The sequence below is a fragment of the Pseudomonas sp. B21-028 genome, from assembly GCF_024749045.1.
Taxonomy (GTDB): domain Bacteria; phylum Pseudomonadota; class Gammaproteobacteria; order Pseudomonadales; family Pseudomonadaceae; genus Aquipseudomonas.
In genome coordinates, this window is record NZ_CP087184.1 from 2,909,996 (window position 1) to 2,936,587 (window position 26,592).

19 protein-coding genes are annotated in these 26,592 nt (G+C 62.5%); 9 read left to right on the forward strand and 10 right to left on the reverse strand.

Going from position 1 to position 26,592, the window contains the following annotated elements; all coding sequences use genetic code 11:
- Positions 1–121 precede the first annotated feature (121 nt).
- From LOY35_RS12825 to LOY35_RS12850, 6 genes are all read left to right on the forward strand, one after another.
- A complete protein-coding gene (locus LOY35_RS12825) occupies positions 122–3,154 on the forward strand; it encodes an FAD-binding and (Fe-S)-binding domain-containing protein (protein ID WP_258632966.1) in 3,033 nt (1,010 codons plus the stop codon).
- A 731-nt stretch (positions 3,155–3,885) separates the two neighbouring features.
- Complete coding sequence (locus LOY35_RS12830; RefSeq protein WP_258632968.1) at positions 3,886–5,223, forward strand: epoxide hydrolase family protein; 1,338 nt, start codon at positions 3,886–3,888, stop codon at positions 5,221–5,223.
- 83 nt (positions 5,224–5,306) lie between these two features.
- Complete coding sequence (locus LOY35_RS12835; RefSeq protein ID WP_258632970.1) at positions 5,307–6,380, forward strand: alpha/beta fold hydrolase; 1,074 nt, start codon at positions 5,307–5,309, stop codon at positions 6,378–6,380.
- Between the two features lie 22 nt (positions 6,381–6,402).
- Positions 6,403–6,909: a cytochrome P460 family protein gene (locus LOY35_RS12840; RefSeq protein ID WP_258632971.1), complete on the forward strand. Its 507-nt coding sequence runs from the start codon at positions 6,403–6,405 to the stop codon at positions 6,907–6,909.
- A 23-nt stretch (positions 6,910–6,932) separates the two neighbouring features.
- Positions 6,933–7,709 carry an alpha/beta fold hydrolase gene (locus LOY35_RS12845; RefSeq protein WP_258632973.1) on the forward strand — a complete coding sequence of 259 codons (777 nt, stop codon included), beginning with the start codon at positions 6,933–6,935 and terminating at the stop codon, positions 7,707–7,709.
- A 93-nt stretch (positions 7,710–7,802) separates the two neighbouring features.
- Positions 7,803–8,549, forward strand: coding sequence for a 3-oxoacyl-ACP reductase family protein (locus LOY35_RS12850; RefSeq protein WP_258633588.1), 747 nt, complete (start codon positions 7,803–7,805; stop codon positions 8,547–8,549).
- Positions 8,550–9,231: 682 nt separating this feature from the next.
- Here LOY35_RS12850 and LOY35_RS12855 read toward each other — a convergent pair.
- From LOY35_RS12855 to LOY35_RS12865, 3 genes are all read right to left on the reverse strand, one after another.
- A complete protein-coding gene (locus LOY35_RS12855; protein WP_258632975.1) occupies positions 9,232–10,665 on the reverse strand; it encodes a catalase in 1,434 nt (477 codons plus the stop codon).
- A gap of 71 nt (positions 10,666–10,736) precedes the next feature.
- Positions 10,737–11,162 carry an organic hydroperoxide resistance protein gene (locus LOY35_RS12860; protein ID WP_258632977.1) on the reverse strand — a complete coding sequence of 142 codons (426 nt, stop codon included), beginning with the start codon at positions 11,160–11,162 and terminating at the stop codon, positions 10,737–10,739.
- 72 nt (positions 11,163–11,234) lie between these two features.
- A complete protein-coding gene (locus LOY35_RS12865; protein WP_258632979.1) occupies positions 11,235–12,440 on the reverse strand; it encodes an MFS transporter in 1,206 nt (401 codons plus the stop codon).
- 255 nt (positions 12,441–12,695) lie between these two features.
- Here LOY35_RS12865 and LOY35_RS12870 point away from each other — a divergent pair, with 255 nt between their 5' ends.
- From LOY35_RS12870 to LOY35_RS12880, 3 genes are all read left to right on the forward strand, one after another.
- Positions 12,696–15,545 carry a PAS domain-containing protein gene (locus tag LOY35_RS12870; RefSeq protein ID WP_258632981.1) on the forward strand — a complete coding sequence of 950 codons (2,850 nt, stop codon included), beginning with the start codon at positions 12,696–12,698 and terminating at the stop codon, positions 15,543–15,545.
- Positions 15,538–15,909 carry a response regulator transcription factor gene (locus LOY35_RS12875; protein WP_258632983.1) on the forward strand — a complete coding sequence of 124 codons (372 nt, stop codon included), beginning with the start codon at positions 15,538–15,540 and terminating at the stop codon, positions 15,907–15,909. Before LOY35_RS12870 ends, LOY35_RS12875 begins: the two co-directional genes overlap by 8 nt.
- Positions 15,910–15,987: 78 nt before the next feature.
- Positions 15,988–16,605 carry a response regulator transcription factor gene (locus LOY35_RS12880; RefSeq protein WP_258633590.1) on the forward strand — a complete coding sequence of 206 codons (618 nt, stop codon included), beginning with the start codon at positions 15,988–15,990 and terminating at the stop codon, positions 16,603–16,605.
- On the opposite strand, the gene LOY35_RS12885 is transcribed toward LOY35_RS12880, so the two are convergent.
- The 7 genes from LOY35_RS12885 to LOY35_RS12915 all read right to left on the reverse strand — a co-directional run bounded on the left by LOY35_RS12885 (position 16,598) and on the right by LOY35_RS12915 (position 26,565).
- Positions 16,598–19,507 carry a helix-turn-helix transcriptional regulator gene (locus LOY35_RS12885; RefSeq protein WP_258632985.1) on the reverse strand — a complete coding sequence of 970 codons (2,910 nt, stop codon included), beginning with the start codon at positions 19,505–19,507 and terminating at the stop codon, positions 16,598–16,600. The genes LOY35_RS12880 and LOY35_RS12885 overlap by 8 nt on opposite strands.
- 143 nt (positions 19,508–19,650) lie before the next feature.
- Complete coding sequence (locus LOY35_RS12890; RefSeq protein WP_258632987.1) at positions 19,651–20,067, reverse strand: organic hydroperoxide resistance protein; 417 nt, start codon at positions 20,065–20,067, stop codon at positions 19,651–19,653.
- A gap of 36 nt (positions 20,068–20,103) precedes the next feature.
- The gene (locus LOY35_RS12895) at positions 20,104–20,481 is read right to left on the reverse strand and encodes a sigma factor (protein WP_258632989.1); all 378 of its coding nucleotides are present in this window, start codon (positions 20,479–20,481) and stop codon (positions 20,104–20,106) included.
- A gap of 874 nt (positions 20,482–21,355) precedes the next feature.
- Positions 21,356–22,405 carry a hypothetical protein gene (locus LOY35_RS12900; RefSeq protein ID WP_258632992.1) on the reverse strand — a complete coding sequence of 350 codons (1,050 nt, stop codon included), beginning with the start codon at positions 22,403–22,405 and terminating at the stop codon, positions 21,356–21,358.
- Positions 22,406–22,437: 32 nt separating this feature from the next.
- Positions 22,438–24,249 (reverse strand): hypothetical protein, encoded by a 1,812-nt coding sequence (locus tag LOY35_RS12905; protein ID WP_258632994.1) that lies wholly within the window; start codon positions 24,247–24,249, stop codon positions 22,438–22,440.
- Positions 24,250–24,252: 3 nt separating this feature from the next.
- Positions 24,253–25,545, reverse strand: coding sequence for a hypothetical protein (locus LOY35_RS12910; RefSeq protein WP_258632995.1), 1,293 nt, complete (start codon positions 25,543–25,545; stop codon positions 24,253–24,255).
- Positions 25,546–25,644: 99 nt separating this feature from the next.
- Positions 25,645–26,565 (reverse strand): hypothetical protein, encoded by a 921-nt coding sequence (locus LOY35_RS12915; protein WP_258632997.1) that lies wholly within the window; start codon positions 26,563–26,565, stop codon positions 25,645–25,647.
- Between the last annotated feature and the right edge of the window lie 27 nt (positions 26,566–26,592).

Below are 26,592 nucleotides of genomic sequence, written 5' to 3' on the forward strand. Positions count from 1 at the left end.
AGGATTATCCAGTTGTCTGCGCCCGGAACCTGAAGGAACATTGACGCAGGTCGTTCCGAGCCTGACCTATTCATGCGTCGGCGACAAGTATTTACGTGATTAGCCCCCTAAGAGGCCGTTAATGATTGCCCAACTGTCCGTGGTTGCCCCCGCGGCCCACTACCCGGAATTCATCGAGGCCCTGCGCGCCAGCGGCTTTCGCGGTCATCTGAGCGCCGACTACGGCACCCGTACCGTGTTGGCGACCGACAACTCGATTTACCTGCGCCTGCCTCAAGCGGCGGTCTTTCCCCGGGACGCCGAGGACGTTGCGCGCATCGCCACGCTGATGGCCGAACCGCGGTTTCGCCAGATCAAGCTGACGCCACGGGGCGGCGGTACCGGGACCAACGGCCAGTCGCTGACCGACGGCATCGTGGTCGATCTGTCGCGACACATGAACACCATCCTCGAAATCAACGTGGCCGAACGTTGGGTCCGGGTGCAGGCTGGCGTGGTCAAGGACCAGCTCAATGCCGCGCTAAAGCCCCACGGGTTGTTCTTCGCGCCAGAACTGTCGACCTCCAACCGCGCCACCGTAGGCGGCATGATCAACACCGATGCCAGCGGCCAGGGCAGTTGCACCTACGGCAAGACCCGCGACCACGTGCTGGAACTGCACAGCGTCCTGCTCGGCGGCGAGCGCGTGCATACCCAGCCACTGTCCGACGCCGAGCTGGAAACAGCGTGCGCTGAACCGGGCCGCATTGGCGAGGTATACCGCACCGCCCGGCAGATCCAGGAAACCCAGGCCGAACTGATCGAGTCGGTGTTCCCCAAACTCAACCGCTGCCTGACCGGCTACGACCTGGCGCACCTGCGCGATGACCACGGTCGCTTCAACCTCAACAGCGTGCTCTGCGGCGCCGAGGGTTCGCTGGGGTTCGTGGTCGAGGCCAAGCTCAACGTGCTGCCGATTCCCAAGTACTCGGTGCTGGTGAACGTGCGCTACGGCAGCTTCATGGACGCCTTGCGCGACGCGAACGCATTGCTGGCCCACAAGCCGCTGTCCATCGAAACCGTGGACTCCAGGGTATTGATGCTGGCGATGAAAGACATCGTCTGGCACAGCGTTGCCGAGTATTTTCCGGCCGACGCCGAGCGCCCGACCCTGGGCATCAACCTGGTGGAGTTCAGCGGTGATGACGTTGCGCAAGTGAACGCCGAGGTGGCGGCCTTCGTGGTGCATCTGCAAAACGACACGACCATCGAGCGCCTGGGCCATACGCTGGCGGAAGGCGCCGAGGCGGTGAACCGCGTCTATGCCATGCGCAAGCGCTCGGTCGGGTTGTTGGGCAACGTCGAAGGCGAAGTCCGACCACAGCCGTTCGTGGAAGACACTGCCGTGCCGCCGGAGCGGCTGGCCGACTACATCGCCGAGTTTCGCGCATTGCTGGACGGCCACGGCTTGAGCTATGGCATGTTCGGTCACGTCGACGCCGGCGTGTTGCACGTGCGTCCGGCACTGGACATGAAAGACCCGGCCCAGGCCGCGCTGGTCAAGCCGATTTCCGATGCCGTGGCTGAGCTCACCCAGCGTTATGGCGGCTTGCTCTGGGGCGAGCACGGCAAGGGTTTGCGCTCGGAATACGTGCCGGCGTTCTTTGGCGATTTGTACCCGGCACTGCAATCCCTCAAGGGCGCGTTCGACCCCTACAACCAGCTCAACCCCGGCAAGATCTGCACACCGCCGGATGCCGCCGAAGGCCTGCTCAAGGTCAACGAGGTGACACTGCGTGGTGACCTGGATCGGCAGATCGACGAGCGCGTCTGGCAGAGCTACGGCACCGCCGTGCATTGCAACGGCAATGGCGCCTGCTACAACTTCGACCCCGACGACGCCATGTGCCCGTCGTGGAAAGCCACCCGCGAACGCCAGCATTCTCCCAAGGGGCGGGCATCGCTGATGCGCGAATGGTTGCGCCTGCAAGGCGCGGCCAATGTCGATGTGCTGGACGCGGCGCGGGGCGGTGCATCGTGGTTGAAGGAATTGCCGGCGCGGCTGCGCAACAATCTGGCGCGCTCACGGGGCGAGGCGGATTTCTCCCACGAAGTCTATGACGCCATGGCCGGCTGCCTGGCCTGCAAGTCTTGTGCGGGACAATGCCCGATCAAGGTCAACGTGCCGGAGTTCCGCTCGCGTTTCCTGCAGCTCTACCATGGCCGCTATCAACGGCCATTGCGTGATTACCTGATCGGTTCGCTGGAATTCACCATTCCCTACATGGCTTACGCGCCGGGCCTCTACAACGCGGTCATGGGTTCGAAATGGCTGAGCCGTCTGCTGGCGAACCAGGTGGGCATGGTCGACAGCCCGCTGATCAGTCGCTACAACTTCCAGGCCACTCTGAGCCGCTGCAAGGTCATGGTCGCCAGCGTGCCGGCCTTGCGTGAACTCACGCCGGCGCAACGCGAGCGCAGTGTGGTGCTGGTGCAGGACGCCTTCACCCGCTACTTCGAAACGCCGTTGCTGGCGTCCTTTATCGAGCTGGCGCATCAACTGGGTTACCGGGTCTTCCTGGCGCCGTACAGCGCCAATGGCAAGCCGTTGCATGTGCAGGGCTTCCTTGGTGCCTTCAACAAGGCGGCGATCCGCAACGCCACCCAGCTCCAGGCACTCGCCGACTGCTCGGTGCCCCTGGTGGGTCTCGATCCGGCCATGACCCTGGTCTACCGCCAGGAATATCAAAAAGTGCCGGGTCTGGAGGCTTGCCCGAAAGTCCTGCTGCCTCAGGAATGGCTGGTCGATGCGGTTCCGCAGGCAGCGAATCCCGTTGCCCGGACGTTCCGCCTGCTGGCGCACTGCACCGAAAAGACCAACGTGCCCGCCAGTACCTCGCAATGGCAAAGCGTGTTCGCCAAGTTGGGGCTCAAGCTGGTGGCCGAGGCGACCGGCTGCTGCGGCATGTCCGGCACCTACGGCCATGAACTGCGCAACCAGGAGACTTCGCGGACTATTTTCGAACAGTCCTGGGCCGGCAAGCTGGACAAGGAAGGGGAGGCGTTGGCGACGGGGTATTCGTGCCGCAGCCAGGTGAAGCGGTTGGCGGACAAGCAGCTGCGGCATCCGCTGGAGGTGGTGTTGGAGCAGGTGTTGGCTGGGCGACGGGGTTGAGGAAAAGAAGGGGACCGCTGATGCCGGTCCCTGAAGTTCTCGAGTCGTCCACGCCAGTCAAGCCCACCCCAGGTCCCCTGTGGGAGCGGGCTTGCTCGCGATAGCTGTGGGTCAGCTTGCATCCATGTTGAATGTGCCGCCGCCTTCGCGAGCAAGCCCGCTCCCACATGGGTTGTCCGAGTTGCCCACAGAAATCATGCCCGCCCCAAATCCCTTGTGGGAGTTGCCCACAGAAATCATGCCCACCCCAAATCCCCTGTGGGCGCGAGCCTGCTCGCGATAGCAGTGGGTCAGCTTGCATCCATGTTGAATGTGCCGCCGCCTTCGCGAGCAGGCTCGCTCCCACATGGTTGTCCGAGTTGCCCACAGAAATCATGCCCACCCCAAATCCCCTGTGGGAGCGAGCCTGCTCGCGATAGCAGTGGGTCAACTTGCATCCATGTTGAATGTGCCGCCGCCTTCGCGAGCAAGCCCGCTCCCACAGTTCCGTGGCTGAGCTCCAATGTATCTCTATGTATCCAGCCCCCTTGTCGATACGGACTGTTTCTTTACGGGCCGTTGCTGACACATCCGCGATACCTGTCCGGCCTTAAATGACCCACGTCGAGACAGCACACGAAACCGCGCACGTCATACCTAAGTATCGACCGACACCATGGTGCAATCCTCCATGGGGCATCGCGATGGTTTGATCGAGCTGCTTGAGCCGATTAGTCAAAAGGAGATCCACCATGCAAGCAGCTTCTTCTACTTTTACCTGGCAACGTTGTCTGGCGTCATCCGCCCTTGTCAGCGTGTTCGGTCTTGCCCTGTTTGCCGGCAGTGGCGTCACCCTGGCCGCTGACAACCCGTCCGCCAGCGCCGCTCCGGCCGGGTCGGAGGCCATTCGCCCGTACCATATTCACGTCGATGAAGCGCAGTTGACCGAACTGCGCAAACGCATTGCGGCCACCCGTTGGCCCGATAAGGAAACCGTCAACGACGTTTCCCAGGGCGTGCAGCTGGCCCAGGTACAAGCGCTGGTGAAGTATTGGGGCGACGGTTATGACTGGCGCAAGGCCGAGGCCAAGCTCAATGCGTTGCCGGAGTTCATCACTACCATCGATGGCGTCGACATTCAGTTCATCCACGTGCGTTCCCGCCACCCTAACGCGATGCCGCTGATCCTCACCCATGGTTGGCCGGGATCGCAGTTCGAGTTCCTCAAGACCATCGGCCCGCTGACCGATCCGACCGCTTACGGCGGCCGAGCGGAGGATGCCTTCGATGTGATCATCCCGTCGATTCCCGGCCATGGTTTTTCCGGCAAGCCGACCGAATTGGGTTGGGGTCCCGACCGGGTGGCGAAGGCCTGGGACGTGCTGATGAAGCGCCTGGGCTACAGCCATTACGTGTCCCAGGGCGGCGATCACGGCTCGGTGATTTCCGATGCGCTGGGCCGCCTGGCGCCGCCCGGATTGCTGGGCATCCACCTGAACATGCCGGCCACCGTGCCGCCGGAGCTGGTGAAGCCGATCAACAGCGGCGATCCGGCACCCTCGGGGCTGACCGATCCGGAACGCCGGGCCTACACCTCCCTGAGTACGTTCTTCGGTCGTAACGCGGCCTACGGCGCGATGATGGTGACCCGGCCGCAGACCATCGGCTACCTGCTGGCTGACTCACCCACCGGGACGGCGGCGTGGATGTACGAGAAGTTCGCGGCCTGGACCGACAGTGACGGCAAGCCTGAACGGGTGCTCAGCCGCGATGAAATGCTCGATGACATCAGTCTCTATTGGCTGACCGACACTGGGGCGTCGTCCTCCCGTTTCTACTGGGAGAACAACAACAATAACTTCAGCGCGGCCGCGCAAAAGACCACGGACATCAAGGTGCCGGTGGCGATCACGGTGTTCCCGCACGAAATCTATCAGGCACCGAAGACTTGGGCACAACGCGCCTACCCGTCGCTGTCCTACTTCAACGAAGTCAGCAAGGGCGGTCACTTCGCGGCCTGGGAGCAGCCGCAACTGTTCAGCGAAGAGCTGCGTGAAGCATTCCGGCCATTACGTGCGACGGCGAAATAATCCGGCACCGCGGCGCGTCCGGCAGACACCTTCGATTTCACAACTCGCAACCGCCGAGCGGCGGTTCGCAAGGGAGACTCACCATGACTACGAACCTGTTGAACCACACCTCCAAACCGCGGCACCGGCGTCTGCTCGCGCCGGCTCTCCTGGCGGTCGCCATGATGCAGTTGGGCGCCCTGGCTGCGACCTCGTCACAGGCCAGCGCTGCCGAGGTGCCAGCCGGTACCATCGGCGCCATCACGCCGGGAACGAACACTTCGTTCGGCCCGTTGAAACACGTCAAGGCGGGTCTGCTGGATGTTTCCTATGCCGAGGTTGGCCCCGCCGATGGGCCGGTGGTCATCCTGCTGCACGGCTGGCCGTACGACATCCACAGCTACACCGATGTGGCGCCGGCGCTGGCCCAGAAGGGCTATCGCGTGCTGATTCCCTATGCGCGGGGTTATGGCGATACACGTTTCCTGTCGGCCAAGACCGTGCGTAACGGCCAGCCTGCGGCGCTTGCCAGCGACCTGATTGATTTCATGGACGCCTTGCACATCAAGCAGGCCGTGCTCGGTGGCTATGACTGGGGCGCGCGCACCGCCGACATCGTCGCGGCGCTGTGGCCGGAGCGGGTGAAGGCATTGGTGGCGGTCAGTGGCTACCTGATCGGTAGCCAGGAAGCCGGCAAGGCGCCGTTGCCGCCGGCCGCCGAGTTGCAGTGGTGGTACCAGTTCTACTTTGCCACCGAGCGTGGCCGCCTGGGGTATGAAAAGAACACCCACGACTTCGCCAAGCTGATCTGGAAACTGGCCTCGCCGAAGTGGAACTTCGACGACGCGACCTATGACCGCAGCGCCGCCGCGTTGCAGAACCCCGACCACGTCCCGGTATCGATCTTCAACTACCGCTGGCGCCTGGGCCTGATCAAGGGCGAGGCCAAGTACGACGCGCTGGAGAAGAAACTCGCAGCGTTCCCGTCCATTGGGGTGCCGACCATCACCCTTGAGGGCGATGCCAACGGTGCGCCGCACCCACCTGCCGAGGCCTATGCCAAGCGCTTTACCGGCAAGTACGAGTACCGGTTGATCAATGGTGGTGTCGGCCACAACTTGCCACAGGAGGCCCCGCAAGCCTTCGCCCAGGCCGTGATCGATGCCGATCATCTTTGATCCGGCACGAAGGAGCGCAACGATGAAACTCAAGCATCTGGCGGCATCCGTCGCGGTTGCATCGGCGGCGTTGATCACTGCCGGCGTTGCCTTGGGCGATGCCGGCAGCGGTGAAGCATCACCGATCTACGGAGTGAAGCTGCCCGATGGCTATCGCCAGTGGGCGCTGATCGCGCCGGCGCAAGAAGCCGAGCCGCTGAACGAGCTTCGCGCGGTGCTGGGCAATGACCGCGCCATCAAGGCTTACCAGGACGCGACGCTGCCGTTTCCCGACGGCACGGTCCTGGTGAAGCTGGCCTGGAAGCACGTGCAGTCACCGGAGTTCGAGCCGGCGTCGATTCCTGGAGCGGCCACCACCGTCCAGGTGATGGTCAAGGACTCAAAGAAATATGCGTCAACCGGCGGTTGGGGCTTTGGGCGTTTTATCAACGGCAAGCCCGCCGACGAGGCCCAGCACCAGACCTGTTTCGCCTGCCACCAGGCGCGGGTGCAGAACCATGATTTTGTCTTTACGCGTCTCGCTCCATAAACCAGGTATCCAAGGAGTTTTCCATGAAAAAAGTCATTGCCGCACTGGCCTGCACGGCCGGCCTGATCATCGGCGCCAACGCCTCGGCGCAGACAGTGAAACCCACCGTCGTTCTCGTGCACGGCGCTTTTGCCGATGCGTCGAGCTGGAATGGCGTGGTGAAAATCCTCGAGAAGGATGGCTACACGGTGGTGTCCGCCGCCAACCCCTTGCGCAGCGTGAAGGGTGATGGCGCCGCGGTTTCGGCGCTGCTGGGCAGTATCCAGACGCCGGTGGTGCTGGTCGGCCACTCCTATGGCGGCAACGTCATCAGTGAAGCGGCCAATGACCACGCCAACGTAAAAGCACTGGTCTACGTCAGCGCCTTCGCCCCCGAGGCGGGGGAAACCGTCGCCGGGCTTGCTGGGAAGTTCCCCGGCAGCACCCTCGGCCCAACCCTGGCGGCACCTGTCGTATTGGCCGATGGCGGCAAGGATCTGTACATCCAGCAGGGCAAGTTCCATGACCAGTTCGCCGCCGACGTCCCTGCCGCGCAGGCGGCCTTGATGGCGGCGAACCAGCGTCCGGTGACCGAAGCGGCACTGAACGAGCAGGCGGGCACGCCGGCCTGGAAACACATTCCGTCCTGGTACATCTACGGCGACAAGGACAAGAACATTCCACCGCAAGCCATGGCGTTCATGGCCAAGCGTGCCGATGCCAGGGACGTGAAGGTGGTCAAGGGCGCTTCCCATGTGGTGATGGTGTCCCATCCGGAGCCGGTGGCCCGGTTGATCGAGGAAGCGGCCGCGGCGAAGTGAGCTCTGCGCCTTGAGAGGGTTCCGCTCACGCATCGACTCCCGATGCGTGGATGGGCTTTCGATTACTCCATTGAAAGGTTGGAAAAAATGACCATCACATCGCAACGCTTCACTGGCAAGATCGCCCTGGTGACCGGCGGTTCTCGCGGCATCGGTGCCGCGGTGGTCCGTCGCCTGGCCAGGGAAGGCGCCACGGTGGCCTTCACCTACGCGGCATCCGAAGCGAAAGCCCAGGCGCTCGTCAGCAGCATCCAGCAGGAGGGTGGCCGGGTCCTGGCGATCAAGGCGGACAGCAAGGTCCCGGAGGACATCGAGCGTGCAGTGAGCTCCACCGTGGCGCAGTTTGGCGCGTTGAATATCCTGGTGAACAACGCCGGGATCCTGGGGCTCGGGTCGGTGGACGATTTCAGTGTCCAGGCATTTGACGACATGTATGCGGTAAACGTGCGCGCCATCTACATCGCCGCCCAGGCATGTTCCAAGGTGATGAATCGCGGAGACCGGATTATCACCGTTGGCAGCGTAACGGGGGAGCGCACCGGCTTTCCCGGATCCAGCGCCTACTCGATGACCAAGGCCGCACTCACCGGCCTGGTCCGCGGCCTCGCCCTGGACTTCGCCCCGCGGGGCATTACCGTCAACAACATCCAGCCCGGGCCGACCGCTACCGATATGAATCCGGCTGATGCACCTTATCTGGAACACGTCATCGGCCTGGTCCCGCTGGGACGCCTGGGTACAGCGGATGAAATTGCTGGCATGGCTGTCTACCTGGCGAGCGACGATGCCTCGTTCGTTACCGGTGCGAGTCTCACCGTCGATGGTGGTTACCTGGCCTGATTACGGCGTTTGGTCTATCGCATATACCGCAGGTCCAGGGTGGGAGCGGTGGGTCCGCTTGCATTGATGTTGACTGTGCTGCCGTCTTCGCGAGCAAGCCCGCTCCCACAGGGGATCGGGGCAGTCCCCGATGTTGTGACCAACCCGCGATCAGGGTGGGAGCGGGCTTGCTCGCGAAAGCGGTGGGTCAGTTTGCATGGATGTTGACTGTTACGCCGCCATCGCGAGCAGGCTCGCTCCCACAGGGAATTGGGAGCATTCTCGATGTTGTGACCGGCCCGCTCCCACAGGGAATTGGGGGCATTCTCGATGTTGTGACCGGCCCGCGATCAGGGTGGGAGCGGGCTTGCTCGCGAAAGCGGTGGGTCAGTTTGCATTGATGTTGACTGTGACGCCGCCATCGCGAGCAGGCTCGCTCCCACAGGGAGTTGGGGGCATTCTCGATGTTGTGACCGGCCCGCGATCAGGGTGGGAGCGGGCTTGCTCGCGAAAGCGGTGGGGCAGTTGCATTGATGTTGACTGTGTTGCCGCCATCGCGAGCAGGCTCGCTCCCACAGGGAATTGGGGGCATTCTCGATGTTGTGAACAGACAGAAATCAGGGTGGGAGCGAGCCTGCTCGCGATAGCGGTGTCCCGGTCGCTGAACGCCATCGCTCCCACGACTCTCTCCCTTTGAGCTGTGTCAGCCCAACGCCTCTATCGCCAGCGCGACACCTGCTCCATACGCCGGGTCGGCCAATGTGCAGTGATGGATATGACGCTGCTTGGCGTCGGCCGAAGCTCCTTGGATCGAACGTGCGGTGTTGTCGAACAGTGCCTGTTTCTGCCGAGGGTCCATCAGCCGGAACAGGGCGCCGGGTTGGGAAAAGTAGTCGTCGTCTTCGCGATGATTCCAATGCCCGGCGCTACCTTGCAAAGCCAGTGGCGGCTCGCGAAAGTCTGGTTGTTCCTGCCATTCAGCATGACTGTTGGGCTCATAGCCGGGGGTGCTGCCGGCATTGCCGTCAGTACGCATGGCGCCGTCGCGATGAAAACTGTTGACCGGGCATCTGGGGGCGTTCACGGGAATCTGGTGATGGTTGACGCCCACTCGATAGCGCTGCGCATCGCCATAGGAGAACAACCGCGCCTGCAGCATCTTGTCGGGCGAAAAGCTGATGCCCGGGACGACGTTGGCCGGGTTGAAGGCGGCTTGCTCGACGTCGGCGAAGTAATTGTCAGGGTTGCGGTTGAGTTCCAGCAAGCCGACCTCGATCAGCGGATGATCCCGATGTGGCCAGACTTTGGTCAGGTCGAACGGGTTGATCGGATAAGTACCAGCTTCGGCTTCCGGCATGATCTGGACGTAGAGTTTCCAGCGCGGAAACTCGCCGTTCTCGATGCTGGTGTACAGGTCGCGCTGCGCGCTTTCGCGGTCGCTACCGATCACCGCAGCGGCCTGCTCGTCGCTCAGGTTCACGATGCCCTGTTGGGTTTTCCAGGTGAACTTTACCCAGTAGCGCTCATTGGCCGGGCTGATGAAACTGAACGTGTGGCTGCCGAAACCGTGCATGTGCCGATAGGATTGCGGCAGCCCACGGTCGCTCATCACGATGGTGACCTGATGCAAGGCTTCGGGTAACAGTGTCCAGAAATCCCAGTTGTTCCGGGCGCTGCGCAGATGGGTACGCGGGTCGCGCTTGACTGCGTGATTGAGATCGGGAAATTTCAGAGGATCGCGCAGGAAGAACACCGGCGTGTTATTGCCCACCAGGTCCCAGTTGCCTTGATCGGTATAGAACTTGATGGCGAACCCGCGGATGTCGCGCTCGGCGTCGGCAGCGCCACGCTCGCCGGCAACGGTTGAGAACCGGACGAACACATCGGTGGTCTTGCCGATGTGGGAGAACAGGCTGGCCTTGCTGTAGCGGGTGATGTCGTGGGTCACGGTGAACGTTCCGAACGCACCCGAACCCTTGGCGTGCATACGGCGCTCGGGAATGACTTCGCGGTCGAAATGCGCCAGCTTCTCCAGCAGCCATACATCCTGGAGCAGCATCGGTCCCCTGGGGCCTGCCGTTTGTGAGTTGTTGTTATCGACCACCGGCGCACCGGCGGCTGTCGTGAGTTTTTTCATCGTCTGCTCCTTATGGTGATCGGGCAACGCCGCTGACGGTCATCATGCGGCGCCGCCCTGTCCTGGCTCACTCAGGCCAGGGTGATTTCGACGTAGATGTTGTTACGCGACAATTTCGAGTAGGGGCAGGTCTCGTGCGCGGCGTCGAGCAACGCCTGGGCAGACTCCCGGTCTACTCCGGGGACACTGACTTTCAAACGCGCTTGAAGGAAGTAGCTGCCTTCCGCCAGGCACAGATCTACCTGTGCGTCGATGGACGGATTTTCCGGCAGTTTGATTTTCAGGCGCCGAGCGGCCAACTGCATCGCGCCTTCGAAGCAAGCGGACCAACCGGCCGCGAACAGTTGCTCAGGATTGGTACCGGCCCGTGACGAACCAGGGCTTGAAAGCTGGACGTCCAGGCGTCCATCATCACTGCGCGAATGGCCGTCGCGGCCACCGGTGGTATCCACATGGGCGGTATAGAGCACATTGTCGGAACGGGTCGAAGCGGGCATGGGATTCTCCTGGTTGAAATTGGAAAATCCATCTCACCAAAAGCCTCCCGGGCGGGCCATTGCACCTAGGTGTCAGTCACGGCGCCGACCGCGTCCCCAGGCGATGGCCAGCATCGCCAACAGCAGGCTGCCGGCATAAAACGTGAACAAGGCCTGTGCGCTCCAGTGCGCATCCAGCAGAGCGCCGGCGACAATCGGTGACAGGATCGCGCCCAGGCGGCCCAACCCGAGCACCAGACCGACGCCCCTGGCTCGTTCTCCGGTGCCGTAGGTCTGCGGCGCCAGGACATACAGGCCGGCGATGGCCGCGTTGAGCAGTAGGCCAATGGAAAACCCCATGCCGATGGACAGGCTCAACACCTGGATGGCGGGCATCAGCAAGGTCATCAACCCTGCGTTCAGCAGCAGGCAGCCCAGCAGCAAACGACGGCTGCCAAAGCGATTCGCGGCAAGTCCCAGGAGCAGGGCGCCCAGCATGCCGCCCAGATTGAGCAGCATGCCACCTTGGATACCGTGGGTTGCGGAAGCCCCCGTCTGGACCAGCAGTGTCGGTGTCCAGCTCACAACGAAGTAGAAGCAGAACATGACGAGGAAGAATGCCGTCGCCAGCGAAACGGTTGCGCGCCACTGCCTCGACCAGAAATCGCGCCGAAGGCCACGCCCGGCATCCGAGGCAGGCCGATGGGCTGACGGCTGGACGGGGGAGGCTTTCACGGCGAGGAATTCGAAGGACTCACGCAGCCACAGTGCACCGCTCAAGCCGGTCGCAAGGGTAAAGGCACCTCCGACGAGGAATACGTAGCGCCATCCGACGGCGTCGTTCAACGCATGCGCCAGCAGGCCACCCAAGGACACGCCCAAGGCGAAGGCCACGGACTGAAGCGAGATGGCCAGCTCTCGCCGGTGCAGGTGGGTGCATTCATGGGTCAGCACATTGGCGCCGACGAGTGTCGCCCCTACACCCATCCCCGTCAGGGTGCGCAACAGCTCAAGAGACCAGAAGCCCTGGGACCAGAATGACAGCAGCATGGTCGTGCCGCTGAGCAACAGGCTCGCCAGCAGCAAGGGACGACGACCATGACGGTCCGCCATGGGGGCGGCGAATGTCGATCCGCTGGCCATTCCAATGAGGCTTGCACTGAGCAACAGGCCCTGCTGGAAACCGCTCAACGCCCATTCCGCCGAAAGGCTGGGGAGCACGAAGGCCGTGGCCAGGGTCGCCAGGCCGTTGATCACATTGAACAGCATGCACAGGCCGACGACCGTCCATTGACCCATCGCCTTCGAACTGGCGGCCGAATGCTGTTGCCCTGAGGCTGATGTCCTGTCTCGCAAATGCCGTTCCTTTTGACGGTGTCGGTTGCCAGGATTAATCAGAGCAGGGTGTTGCTGAAAGGGCGATTACACGTTGGTATTGGTCGGTTTCCCATGCCCGGCGCTACACTGATCGGCGCGTGTGACACCAAGGTATGATAGGCGGGCCCCAGCACCGGGGGCATGCTCTCTGAAGGGCCATTACAGAGCGGAACCGGCATGGATAACGAACCCGACAGCATCATCGACGGACTGCCAGGCATGGCCTGGACGGCCCGTGTCGATGGCGGCGTCGACTATGTCAATCAGTACTGGAGCCGGTACACCGGGCGCAATCGCGAGGAGGCAATGGGAGAGGGCTGGCATGCCGCCGTCCATCCCGACGACCGTGCGCAGGTGTTCGAATGCTGGCGCGCAATTCTGAACGGTGATGAGCCACGGGGCATACAGGCACGCCTGCGACGGGCCGATGGGGTTTATCGCCGATTCGTCGTGCGCGTGAGCCCGTTGACCGATACGGCCGGAGCCGTCCGCAAATGGTGTGGAATCTGTACCGACATCGAGGATTACTGTGCGGTCGCCCAGCCCGCCTGCATGGCCGAGCCCGGTTTGCGGACGATGATCGACAGCATTCCGGCCCTGGTCTCGCTGATGAGCCCCAGCGGGGACCTGGAATGCGTGAACATCCACAACCTGGAATACATGGGCGCCACCCTTGAAGAGCTCAAGGAGTGGGCCGTGAGTGAGATCATTCACGTCGAGGACCGTCCCAGGATCATCGACAGCTGGGCTCAGGCGGTGGCCACCGGTAATCCCTTTCGCGCCGAGTTGCGCATCCGTCGTGCGGACGGCGCCTACCACTGGTTCATCGCCAACGGCATGCCGATGCGGGATGAGACCGGTCGCATCACCCGCTGGTGGGTCATCACCATCGACATCGACGAGCAGAAGCGCGACAAGGCCCTGATCGCCAAGGCGCTGGCCGAGATCAGCGCCTCGGAAGCCCGGTTGCGCAGCATCATCAACGCGGTGCCCGGTTTTGTCTGGAGCGCCACGCCCGATGGCAATGTCAGCTTTCTCAACCAGCGGTGGTGCGATTACACCGGTATCGCGCTGGAAGACGCGTGCGGTACCGGCTGGATGGCCGCGATTCATCCGGATGACGGCGGTGCGTTGGCCGCTTACTGGAAAGCGCTGGCAACGGGCGAACCGGGTGAATTCGAGGCCAGGTTGCGTCGCTTCGACGGCACGTTCCGCTGGTTTCTGATCCGGGCGGTACCGGAGCGCAATGAGTCGGGCCAGGTGGCGCGCTGGTACGGGGAAAACACCGATATCGAAGATCGCAAACGCGCCGAAATGCTGCTGGCCGGGGAGAAACGCCTGCTGGGCATGATCGCCGGAGGTTCCGCCCTCAAACGAATTCTCGAAGCACTTTGCGCATTGGCCGAGGCGAGTCTCGACGGTTGCGTGTGCAGCATCGTGCAAGTCGACCGCAAGCACCCGTATCCGACGCAGGAAGCCATCCCACGGATATTGCCAGGGGCTGCGCCGAGCATACCGGCGAGCCTGGTGGCAGGCCTCGACGGGCGGGTGGCGGATGCGGACGCGTGTCCCGCCGCGCTGGTTGCGATCCGCAACGAACAGGTGATTTGCTGCGACTTGGCCAGTGAGACGCGCTGGCAAGATTGGTGCTCGACTGCCCTGGCCAATGGTTTGCGAGCGAACTGGTCGACGCCGATCACCTCCGTCAACGGCGAGGTGACAGGAGTTCTGTCGATCCTGCATCCCGAATCGACAGCCCCTGGCCCCCTGCAGCAGACCCTGATCGCCCAGATCACTCACCTTGCAAGCATTGCCATCGATCGGGCACGGGGCGAGGCGGCACTGCGCCAGAGCGAGGCGTTCCTGGCCAAGGCGCAACGGCTGAGTTCGACGGGCACCTTCTTGTGGCGCGTCGGCTCGGATGAGCTGACCTGGTCCGAGGAGATCTATCGGATACTCGACCTGGATCCGAGTGTGACGCCCACGCTGGATTTCATCTACACCCGCATCCACCCGGACGATATCTCGGCCTACAAGGAGATGATCAGGCACCAGCGCCAAAAAGGTCAGGACTTCGAGCATGAACATCGGCTGCAGTTACCTGACGGTACCGTCAAACATGTCCACTTGGTGGCGCATGCGATGAGGGACGGGGAGGGCCGGCTGGAGTACATCGCCGCGTTGCAGGACGTGACCCAGCGGCGTCTTTCCGAAGCGGCGCTCGGCAAGGTCCGCTCGGAGCTGGCTCATCTGGCCCGGGTTGCCAGCCTGGGTGCGCTGACCGCGTCGATTGCCCACGAGGTCAACCAGCCGCTGGCCGGCATCATCACCAACGCCAGCACCTGCTTGCGCATGCTCGGCGCCAATCCACCGAATGTAGACGGCGCCCTGGAAACCGCACGGCGTACCATCCGGGATGGCAACCGCGCCTCCGATGTGATCAATCGGTTGCGGGTGCTGTTTTCGAAGAAAAGCATCGCGATTGAAGACGTCGACATCAACGAAGCCGCACGGGAGGTGATCGCGCTGTTGCTGGGCGAGTTGCAGCGAGGCGCGGTGATACTGCATCCCGAATTCGCTGACGCCCTGCCGCCAGTCCGCGGTGATCGCGTACAGTTGCAGCAGGTGATTCTCAACTTGATCCTGAATGCCAAGGAGGCGATGAGCAAGATGACCGACCGGCCTCGGCGCATGCAGGTCAGTACCGGCCTGCAGGACGATCACGTTTATCTCGACGTCAGGGACAACGGCGTCGGCTTCGATCCCCAGGACGCGGAGCGCCTGTTCAGTGCTTTCTACACAACCAAGAGTTCGGGCATGGGGATCGGCTTGTCGGTCAGTCATTCGATCATCGAAAAACACAACGGAAGGATCTGGGCCTGCGTGAACGATATCGGACCGGGCGCAACGTTTCGTTTTTCCATTCCCTGCAAAGGCCAGCGTGATCCAGCCGAAGTCATCCAGGGCGTCCGCGAGCCTGGTGCCGAGAGGGATTGCGAGCCCACCAGAGAGGTTTTCAATGGATAAGCCTTTGCTCGTATCGGTGGTTGATGACGACGAATCGGTGCGGGAAGCCTTGCCGGACTTGCTCAAGGAATTCGGTTTTGCGGTCCAGGCGTTTTCGTCGGCCCAGGCGTTTCTTTCGTCCGGGTATCCCAGCCAGACCCACTGCCTGATACTGGACGTCGCCATGCCGGGTATGTCGGGTCCGGAGCTGCAAAAGGAACTCGCCTTGCGCCATTTCAACATCCCGATCATCTTCATCACGGCGCTGGGCGATGCGGCCCGATGTGCACACCTGATAAGCCAGGGCGCAGTGGATTGCCTGATGAAGCCCTTCAGCGAGGAGGCGCTGCTCAAGGCGCTCAGCGCTGCGTTGCCGGTCAGTTGACTGCCAATGACGACTACTGGAGGAGGTAGCGTGTTGAGCGCGAACAATAGAGCTGGCGCCGAGCGTCGCGGCTCGGCGATGGACAACACGCCCATCGTGTTTGTCGTCGACGATGATATTTCCGTGCGCGAGTCGCTGGAATTGCTGATCGGTCACGCCCAGTGGCGACCGCAACTGTTCGAGTCCGCCCAGGCCTTTCTTGCCCAGCCCCGGCCTGCGGTTCCCAGTTGCCTGATACTCGACATCAACCTGCCGGACCTGAGCGGGCTGGACCTGCAGAATGCGATTGCCGGTGACCGGCCCATGATCCCGATCATCTTCATCACCGGCTACGGCGATGTGCCGCGTTCGGTGCGTGCCATGAAGGCCGGCGCCGTGGAGTTCCTGACCAAACCGTTCGACGACGAAGTGCTGCTCAACGCCATCGCCGATGCGTTGGAAGGCAGCCGTACCGCCTTGAGTCGCGAGGGGGACCTGCGTGCGCTGCGAGAAGCCTACGCAACGTTGACTCCCCGTGAGCAAGAGGTCCTGGCCATGGTTGTCACGGGGCGCATGAACAAAGTCATCGCGGCGGAACTGGGGATCAGCGAAATCACCGTCAAGGCCCATCGAGGCAAGGTCATGCGCAAGATGAAGGCCCGCTCCCTGGCTGACCTGGTGAAAATGGATGCCCAGTTGACCCTGGCGCTCAGCTGAGCCCCGGTGATGCCAGCGTCCTTTGCCACAGAGCTTGCAACTGGCGCGCGTCCAGGGTGTCATGCCCTTCGGACATTCGTTCGTTGCACGCCGCCAGCAGGTTCCTGGCCTCGTGGACCCGGGCCTGCTCCAGCCACAAAGTGGCGAGATCCATCGAGGACCGCAGTTCCCACGACAAGGCGCCTTGCCGCTGGCTCAGGGCAATCGATTCATTGAGCGTGTCTTCGACCGCAACGGGATTGCCTGGGCCCAGTGTCTTGAGGATAGCGGCCTTGATCCGAAGCAGTTCTGGCAGGGCGTAGGCGTCGCCGCTCTGGCGGCAGTGGCGGATGGTGGCCTCGACCTGCGCCGACGCCTTCTCGTACTGGCCGCTCAGGACCAGGCCCTCGACCAGGGACGTCTCGAACGAAGTGGTCAGCAGTTCGTAACGCATGCCTCGCAGCCGCGCCAGGCTTTCCTCCAGCAAGGCCACCGCGTTACCGGGTTGCCCGGCACGGATCGCGATAGCCCCTTGCACGCCCATTGCCGCTGCTACATAAGGGGCCAGCGCATTGGCCTCGGCGGTTTTCCTGAAGGTCTCAAGGCCGTTGGCGGCCTTCTCCAGGTCCCCCGTCCAGATGTAAATGCACAGTGTCCAGACCAAGGCGATGCAGTAAGTCACCGGGTGGTCCAACGCGGCGGCCTCTGCCTCGACCTGCTCGGCCCAGCGCCGGGCCTGATCGGGAAACCCCATCAACCACAGTGTCCGCGCCAGGGCCAGCCCGGTGCGGTTGCGATGATCGAAACCATAATGAACGGTGCTGCTGCGTTCCGACGGCAGGCTGTTGCGCAGGGACTTTTCCAGTTCCCGCCGCGCCAGCGTCTGGTTGCCGAGCAGGTGATGGGAAATACCGGCCAGCGAGGCGGCCACGGCGATGGCCTCGGGTGTGCCGATGAGGTTGCCCACGGCGACGGCTTGTTCGGCCCAGGCCAGCGATGACGGGAAGTCGCCAATGCGCTCCGAGAAGATTTGCAGGCGTCCGAGCAGCCTCAGCCGGGATTCGTGATCGCCCAGCCCCTCGGCAATGGCCAGGGCCCTGAGCAGCGCTTTGTGTGCCGCCTCGCTGTTCCCCCGAGTGAACATCAACACCAGGCCCAGGGCGGCCTGCAATTCCATTTCGGTCGGTGTCCCGAAGTAACCCAACTCAAGCAGTTCGGTGGCCCGTGAACACCAGGTGCGGCACTCGACCATCAGCGAAAAATGCAAGAACAACGGTGCGCTCGCGGCGGCCAGGGGCAACGCCAGCCCTGGATCGCCCTGAGGGCCGAAACTCCATTCCAGCGCATTCCTGATATTGCCCAGCTGGCTGGCGAGTCGCGAGGACTGCTCGAATATTTCATCGGGGGTGCTGCCGAGCCGACCGAGCAAGTCCATGAAGTAGGCCGCGTGCCTGAACGACAGCGCGTGCGCCTCGGTATCGCCCCGGGCCACAAGCTTCTCGCGCGCGTAGGCGCGGGTCATTTCCAGCAGGCGATAGGTTGCCATCGCGTCACTGTGATCAACGCTGACCAGGCCCTTGGAGGCCAGTTCATCCAGCGTCGTGACCGCGGTGAGGGAGTCGATCTGGGTGTCGGTGAGAATCTGCGAGGCTGCCTCCAGGGAAAACGGTCCTACGAAAACCGCGAGGCGATCGAACACCAGTTGCTCTTGCATCGAGAGCAGGGCGTAGCTCCAATCGAGCATGGCGCGCAGCGTCTGATGGCGTGGCAGCGCCGTCCTTCGTCCGGACCAGCCCAGGGAAAAACGCTCGCCCAGCAGGGCGTGGGTGGCGTGCAGGCCGTGCCTGGCAACACGCACGGCAGCCAGCTCGATAGGCAAGGCCATGCCTTCGAGACGTCGGCACATGTCGGCAATCATCTGCGCGTTGCCGGCTTCCAGAAACAGCGAAGGATTGCCCGACGAGGCGCGGTCGACAAACAACTTCACCGCCGCGAATCCCAACAGTTCATCGGCGCTCAGCGCCTGTGTCTCGCCCGGAAAGTCCAAGGGGCTTAGCCAATGTACGTGTTCGCCCAGGGTACGCAGCGGTTCGCGGCTGGTCGCCAGCAGGCTCACGCCGGGCGCCGCCGCCCTGATCTGTTCGACAACGGCCGAAACGGCATCGATGAGGTGTTCGCAGTTGTCGATGATCAGCACCAGCTTGCGGGCTCGAAGGTGCGCGAGCAACACGAACAGCGGGTCTTCGGCCTGCACCGGAATGCCCAGGGAGCCGGCGAGCGAAGAGGGCACCAGCGTGGCGTCCTCGACTTGAGCGAGATCGACAAAACGTACCGGGTCGTCGTTGTCGGCAGCGAGCCTGTGACCCACCTCAACGGCCAGGCTGGTCTTGCCGACCCCGCCAGGCCCGACGATGGTGAGCAGCTTGGGCTCTTGCAGGCGGTCGATAACCCTCTGCACATCGTCGTCCCGACCGATCAGCCTGGCGCGGGCCGGCAAGTTGCCAACCGTGCTGATGAAGCGTTTGCCGCCGGCTTGGGCGGACGTGACAGAGGAGATGGCGGAGTCGCCGGACTGGAGCCGTTCGATGGGCGCGACAAAGGCGTAGCCGACACCCACCTGGGTGGAGATATAGCGCGCCCCGTCTTCTCCATCCCCGAGGATTCGACGCAACCCCGTCATGTGGAAACGAAGGCTGCCTTCCGCGACCACGATATCGGGCCAGACCCGCTTGATCAATTCGCGCTTGGACAATACCCGTCCGGGACGCTCGAGCAATGCAATGAGCAAGTCCAGCGCTCGTCCGCCGATTTCCACAGTGGAGCCACTTTTAGTGAGCAATCGCTTGCCCGGCGTCACGCAGAAAGGACCGAAGGCAAGTTGCAGGCTCAACGATTCGTGCAGGTCGTCCGGGGCTGACTCCACAAGAAGGACTCTCTAGAAATAGGATGGTGTTTTGCTGTACGACTGTCCTTACAGGCGAGTCTGCATGATAGGTGTTTTGATTAAACGTTCAAGTACGACCGTCCCGTTAGCCGGGTGTGACAGGATGGGCCTGCGCTGGGTAATCAGACGATGGTGAGAGTGACGTCGATGTTCTTGCGGGTGGCTTTGGAGTACGGGCAGTTCTGGTGGGCAGCCTCGACAAGTTCCTGTGCGGTATCGGGCTCGATGTCGGGCAGCGAAACGGCCAGCCGGGCTTGCAGGAAAAAACCGTGTTCGCCATGGACCAGATCAACTTGCGCATTGACGGCTGCGCGGGCCGGGAACTGGATCTTGCGAGCGTTGCAGGCGTGACGCAAGGAACCCAGGAAACAGGCTGACCAGCAGACTGCGAAGAGTTGTTCCGGGTTGGTGCCGGCTCCAGGCGCGCCTGGGGGGGATAACAGCAGGTCCAGTCGACCATCGTCACTACGCCCAACGCCTTCTCGACCGCCTGTTGTATACGTATGGCTGGTGTAAAGCACTTTTTCGATATTGATCATCGGCATTTCCTGATCAGGAGGACGGCGAGGCGCGAGTCAGACCGCTCTGCCGGCTTCGTTGAGGGGGGCTGCAACGCCGGCATCGCGGCCTTGGTTGTGCCAGCGGTAGAGCAAGGTTTCCCGGGCAATCGCGATCAGCCATGCGCGAAACGGAACGCCGGGGTCATAGTCTGCCCGTCGTTGCTGGAGCGCCATGAAAGCCTCCTGGATCAGACCGTCGACTTCTTCACGCCTGGCCCGCCCGGCTTGTACCTGGCCCTCGTAGAAGGCGCTGAGCAGCGGCTTCACTGTTGCCAGCAGCTGCTGTGAAGCCCGCGGGCCGTGTTTGGCGACCTTGGCCATCAACGCACACAGTTCATCGTTCCCCAGACGGTCGGTTCTGCACAGCCAGCTATCGCGGCAGCCTTCGGTCATGATCGAACCCCTCTTGAGTCATTGGGTCACTGCCCAGGCGCAACAGTTGGATGGACCTGTTGTCCCTGGCAGTGGTGAGCCTCAAGGGTGATGCCTTGCGGTGTCGACCACCAGTTATTCGGTGTTAGCGCTTGTTAGCTGACACGTTAACGAGCTGCAGCTCACCCCAGAACCCTCTGTGGGGGCGAGCCTGCTCGCGATAGCGGAGTGTCTGTCATGCAGATGTTGAATGTACCCGACGCCATCGCGAGCAGGCTCGCTCCCACGGGGTTTGATGGTGTATGCAAAGGCCGTGTACACCGCAAAATCCCTTGTGGGAGCGAGCCTGCTCGCGATAGCGGAGTGTCTGTCCTGCAGATGTTGAATGTACCGACGCCATCGCGAGCAGGCTCGCTCCCACAGGGTTTGATGGTGTTTGCAAAGGCCGTGTATACCGCAAGATCCCTTGTGGGAGCGAACCTGCTCGCGATAGCGGAGTGTCTGTCCTGCAGATGTGAAAGTGCCGACGCCATCGCGAGCAAGCTAGGCTCCCACAGGGTTTGATGGTGTATGCAAAGGCCGTGTATACCGCAAGATCCCTTGTGGGGGCGAGCCTGCTCGCGATAGCGGAGTGTCTGTCATGCAGATGTGAAAGTGCCGACGCCATCGCGAGCAAGCCCGGCTCCCACAGGGTTTGATGGTGTTTGCAAAGGCCGTGTATACCGCAAGATCCCTTGTGGGGGCGAACCTGCTCGCGATAGCGGAGTGTCTGTCCAGCAGATGTTGAATGTACCGACGCCATCGCGAGCAGGCTCGCTCCCACAGGGTTTGATGGTGTATGCAAAGGCCGTGTACATCCCAGATCTCTTGTGGGAGTAAGCAGGCACGCACGGTTTTAAAGTTGCACCCGCCGAAGCCTGCCACTGAGCGGGACGACATGGCCGTCGGGTGTGGGCAGTCGCCGTCCGGTCAGGCCCATGCCTTCGCTCACCAGCACGGCATCCCCCACTACGCACAGGTTGGATGGGGTATCCAGGCCTTGGGCGAGCACGGTGACCTGGGTGGTTTGCAGGTTGCAGCTCAGCAATCGACCGGTGAACCGGGTGAAGCCGCCATGCAGCGGTTCGCCGTTCCAGTCCGGCAGCAGAGGTTGTTGCAGGCGGTCGCAGAGTTCCAGTACCAGCAGGTTTCCGGCTGGGCATAGCGCCAGGCCAGTGGGCAGTTGCAGGCCGTCGATCAGCCGTTCGATCTGCCCGCTGCCGGGATGGACCCGGATCACCTGACCCGCCTTCTCGACGAAGTCGATGCCCTTGCGCGCGGGGTCGCCTTGCCGTTCGCCGGAGAACAGGCTGATCAGCACAGCGTCCGTTGCCGGCTCGTACACCAACGTCACGGGGACGGCTTCCTGGCCCTGGTCCAGTTCGGGTAACTGGACCAGTACCCGTTCGTCCTGGCCGGCGACGAACTCCACCAACTGGTTGGTATCAGGCTTGACCGCCAGCCAACTGCGGCGAGAGGGGTGGTAGCACAGGGCGTTGAGATTGCCACGGCTGCGAAACACCGGTTCGGGCGGGGTGAATTGCAGGTCCAGCAGTTTGGAACCCTCGACGTAATCGGTCTGACTGACCAGATAACGCCCATCTCCGCAGGCCACGTCCGATAGCCCCATGATCTCATCACGCAGCATGCGAACCTGCATGTTCATGGCCCGAAACCCGTCTGCCAGCGTTTCACGGGGCAGGTAGGCGCCGGGTCGATCAGGATCGGGTCGCAGGCGACTGATGCGCCCGCTGAAGGTCTGTTCCGGCAGGCCGGAACCGGCCTCGACGAGCAACAGGCTGCCATCGGCCCGCACGCAGACGCCACGAGGGTTCAGCAGACCCTCGGCAATGATGGTAACCGGGCGCAGACTTTGGCTGGGTTGCACAGGAATATGGATAGACATGAAGAGGCTCTCCGTCATGAAGGGGGACGCGATCACTGCGGCGGTTGCCACGGCTCACCGGTGAGATAGGCCCGCAACAGGGCCCGCTGGCAGGGCGACATCGAGCGCACCACCGGCATGAACAGGGTGGTGCCTTTGTAGGCGTCCGAGGTCCGGGCAAGGATGGGATTCTTGGCGCCCATGATCGCATCGGGCTGATTCAACGGGATGTAGCGCGACATGGCGGGGAAGGCCAGGTAGTGAAAGCGCAGGACGTTGGGGTACATCAGCGGCCAGGTGATGGTGGTGCCCTTGGGGATGCCGAAATCGGTTTGGGCGTATTTGCGGAAGTTGCTGAAGCAGGCGCTGCTGTCCACGCCATTGACGGTGCAGGTCAGCGTGACGAAACCTGCCTGGGCGGCACTGGCCTGCTTGACGGTGACGGGGAAGCTGACGGCAAGCTGGCCGGCGTTGACGGTCAGCGAGTCGGGGAAGTCGAGGAAATCCCAGTATTTTGGCAGAACATAGGCCGCGGTCGCCGACGCCTTCACGCCGATTTCCGTGGCGCTGGGCACCGGCCCGCCCAGGTACCGGACCTGCAGGGTAATCGACAGGCCATTGGGGTAGTCTTCCAGGTAGACGTTGCGCTGGTCGGCATACAGACGATAGGTCGATTCAGTGGCCTGCAAGGTGGTGTCGGCGACTGTGCCGGGGGCGTTGATCGCCAGGGGGCTGGTCTGCACCGCTTGTATCTGGCTGGCGGTCATGGGCAGGTCGACGATGCCGCCGTACACGTAGTAGTTCAATAACGGACTGCTGGTCGGGTCCAGGGTGGCCAGGGTGGTGGTGCCGGCACTGATGGTGACGGGGCCGTAATTGGCGTTGGGCCCGATGGGGCTGGTGATGTCGTCCCTGACGGCGCGGAAGGTTTCCTTCGGAATGACGTTCACCATGTCGATGCTCAGGTAACCGTTACCCTTGCCCAGGTCGGCATAGCCGGCATTCCCCGTGCCCTGGTTGACCAGTTGCCGGCCCGGCTGACAGCTCAGCGGTTCGTCGGCGTAGGCAGTGGCCAGCGTGCCGATGACCCGGCCGATGCTCGGGTTGGGAGTGTATCGGCCGGCCGCGTAGTCGGCGTCCAGTTGCTCGGTGGTCATCGTCGGGCACATTTCGAACATGACGAAACGCAGGACAATCCCCGTTGCCCCCGGCGCCTGGATGATCGCGCGCAGGCCGGCGCTGTTCGTGTTCCAGCTGACGATGCTGCTCAGGGGAAAGGTCAGTTGGAACGTGCCGCTGGCGTGAAAGGAGCCTGGTGAATCCATCTTTTTCGGCAGCAACACACGCCCGGCCACGTCAAAACTGCTGCACACGGTATTGCTGTGAATCAACAGCTGGATGTCGCTGTTTCCGCCGATTTGCAGACCACCGACGAAGATCTGTGTGGTCGTGGTGCCGGTGGGATCAAGGTCCACCATCATCGGGCCGGAAACGGGCGCCTGGCCCGTCACCGGATCCACTGAGCCAAGCAGGTAGACCGGTTGGCCCACCAGGTCGCCGGTGGTGCTGATGCCGCCCGGTATGCCCTGGGAACTGATCAAGGCGTTCTGCATGTCGACGACATGCTGCCCGTAGTGATTCCAGCCGCCGGCGGTGTAGTAGTCACCGGTGGGGGCATTGATCATGTCATTCAGCTGGTCGTCAGTGTAGGACTGCGCGCCCGGTGCCAGGGTCGAGGTGGTCAGGTCGAAGAGCGGCCAGTTGTCGTTGCCGTCGAAGGGGATGGTGGGGGAGTTGTTCGGCAGGCTGACGTCGGTGCGGATGCCGCCCCAGAAATTCAGTCGGGGTCCGTTCAGGATGCTCATGATTTATTCCTCGTCCTTGATGGATTTGATGACCGGTGAATTGGCGAATTTGAACAGGTAGGAGAAATCGGACTTGTAGGCGCTCTTGACCGGCGTTGCCATGGAATGGCAGTTCATGCAGCTGCTGTTGGGCTGGATGTAGCTCTCCATGGTCACGTTGGCCGAGAGTGACGGGGTCGGCTGGCCCAGGGGATTACTGGGGTTGTCCGGCATCAATGGGCGTTGGGTGGTGATGAGCTGGTAGTACTTCAACACGCTTTTCTGCAGGTCCGGGTTGCTGCGGTAGTCAGCATTCACCTTGTTGGTGACCTCGGCAATCGGCGTGACCCGGTTCAACGGGTTCGGGGTCTGGAACGTGGTGCCGGGCTTGGGTACGCAGACCAGGTGTGCGCCTTGGGTCTGCCAGTCACAGGGTGACTGGTTGAGGCTGGCGGCGGGGGCGCTGGCGTTGAAGTAGGAATAAGCCATGCCCGATGCCGGCTGGTCGACCCACTGACCGTGCACCAGCGCCTTGGGCGGCACATTGTCGATCTGCTCGAAGGTCGACCAGATCCACTGTGGATAGCCGTTCACCTTGGTGATGATGTGCAGGCCCACCAGGCCCAGGTAGGCCTCGGTAACGCCGGTGCGTTGGCCCTGGTCATCGAACGTGGCGACGCGGGCGAGCTGGGTCAGGTAGCGGCTGGCATTGTCGCTGGTGCTCAGGATGCGCCAGCTCGACTTGATCTCGATGACGCCGCTGGGAAAGCTGACGTTGTTGGCCTTGGACACGACATCGGCGTTGTAGTACTGGTTGTCGACGATGTAGTCGTAGGAGTCCTCGTTGGCCGAGATATCGTAGTAGGTCGGGTTGCCGGCCTGGTCGATCAGCCAACCGCCGACGGCCTGGTCGACGGTGTTCACCTGGGTGCTGTTTTTCAGCGCCGCGATGTTGATGATGCCCAGGCTCTTGGCTTTTTGTGGGGTGTTCCAGGGGCCCGGATTTGCCCCCTGCGGCAGGAAGATTTCTTCCACGGTCTTGTAGGTTTGCCAGACGGTGTAGCCGGCGCCCCCAGGTTGTTTGCTGCAGTCGGGATCACCGCGCTGCCCGTTCTGGGCGGGCCAGTTCATGGCGATGAACATCTGCCAGCTGTACTGATCGAACAGGTCCTGGCTGGCGTTGGCGGCGGGCGCGGTAGTGGGGGGCTGGCAGTTCAGGGTGCTGGCCTGGACTGGTTCGCTCTGGTCGCGGGTTTGATTCAAGGCCAGGGCCGGCAGACTGGCGAGCCCCAGCAATATCAGGATGAACGTTTTCATGGCAATCCTTCGTCTTGAGTTAATCCACTGTTACTGATGCCAGCTCCTACGGGTCCAGCGGGAACAGTCGCCCCTCATTCCAGATCCATGAACGAGTGTTCAGGGCTTGCGCTGCATCAGCTTGTTCCACTGGGCCTTCTGGCCGTTGTTCTGCGAAGCCGGCGGCTCGAACAACTGGCAGGGCGGTGGGTTTGACGGGCACATGGCGGCTACCTGTGCCCAGGTCTGGGCCGGGTCGGGCTTGGCGATGCGGAAGTTGGTGTAGTTCTGGCTGACGATGGGCGCGTTGGCGACGCTGGCGTCACCGGAGAAATAGAACGACTGCGGCGGCCGGTAGGGTGGTTGCCCGGACATCTGCTTGTAAAAGGCGTAGCCGAACAGGATTGGCCCTTGCGGTGAGTCGAGGTCCAGGGCATAGGCCTGCACGCTGCCATTGAGGTTCTGGCTGCGCGCGGCGCTGTAGGGCAGATGCTGGATGAAATCCTGCCGTGGCGGATGGTTCATCGGCGAGAACATGCAGCAGGCCGGCATGTCCTTGGGGCGATCCTGCGGATAGGTCAGGAAGTACGCCTTGTTGCCCAGGGACACGAAGGAGCAGGTGTAGTTGTTGTTCTTGATCGGGAAGATCGGCAGGCAGTATTTCTCGTAGTGTTCCATCATCGCGCCGAAGCCGTCGCCATCCGGCGGGATGTAGGTGGTGTCGTAGTAGCTGGTGCCCCAGGACACGGTGTAGTCCGCCGGGACGAGGGTGGTGGGTGGGTTGCTGTAGGGCGGCGGGTTCTTCTCGTAGTTGTGCATCACCCGGTACATGGTCCAGTCGCTGATCCAGAACGCCGGGAAAAACGGATCGGAAGGGTCGCCCGGTGCGCGTTTGGCGATGCAGTTGCCGTTCTGTTCGTTACAGCCCTCGGTGTTGTGCACTCCCATGGTGAAGTACACCGCGCCGCTGTCCTGGGCGAAAAGCCCCGGACTGAACAACAGGATCAGTAGCAACAGTCGGCTCAAAATGCTGGCTTTCATATCGACACTCCTGTGAAGTGCCGGGCG